The following is an 848-nucleotide window of genomic DNA, read 5'->3' as shown; positions in this document are numbered from 1 at the left end:
CCTCTGGCCCGGCTGGCATGTAAAGGTAAAGATGCCGGTACAGACCTTACACAAAATTTACTCTGACGCGTCGCAGATTCGCCAAAAAACGCTGTCTTAGAGTTATCCCCGCAACTATCCTTGGATCTATTGAAGGCTCAAGCGCGTTGGGGCGAAAACACGAGGAATTATCATGATCCGCAAACTCCCTGTAATAGCCTTGCTGATCGGTGCATTTGCTGTCGCAGGACAGGCGCAAGCCCATGGCTACTATTATGGTCACGGTCATGGCCGTGGCGGCGGCTGGGGCTGGGGTGCACCGCTCGCCGTCGGCGCTGTGGTCGGCGCGGTGGTCGCGGGATCAGTCATGTCCAACGAGCGTCCGGTTTATGTACAACAACAACCGGTCTACGTTCAACCGCAGCCAGTCTACGTTCAACCGCAGCCGGTGTACGTCCAGCCCGCACCGGTTTACGTCCAGCCACAGGGGTATTACGTTCAGCCCCGTTACTGAAACCCAGGCTGGTAATCACTGCCAATTACACAACACAGGCCCCGCCTCGGCGGGGCCTGTTTTCGTTCTGCGGTTAGAACAATGTCTGAATAAATCTCGCCAAGGTCGCTGCCGGGACAGTGACTGCGGTTAAATTTGACATGATTGATCCGACGAATGCCCTGGCTTGCACGCAACAACCGTCATATTTATGTCATGACAGTTCAGCAAGCTTTGAATTGTCCGTAATAAACGGTTCATAAAAACAAGGACGACCCTCATGCCCACGCAAAACCCGCACCACATTGTTGGACTCTGTACCTCAAGCAAGGTCTATAACGCATTGACCGAGCTCAAACACCTGGAAGGCCATCGC

1 protein-coding gene is annotated in these 848 nt (G+C 54.0%); it reads left to right on the top strand.

Going from position 1 to position 848, the window contains the following annotated elements:
• Positions 1-172: 172 nt before the first annotated feature.
• Positions 173-493, top strand: a complete 321-nt coding sequence (locus AC1DH9_RS30020) for a hypothetical protein (protein WP_427539761.1) — start codon at positions 173-175, stop codon at positions 491-493.
• The last annotated feature ends 355 nt before the right edge of the window (positions 494-848 follow it).

Source organism: Pseudomonas sp. 05T35 (assembly GCF_056396605.1).
Note: the sequence above shows the minus strand (reverse complement) of the source record. Positions and strands in the feature narration are given on the sequence as shown.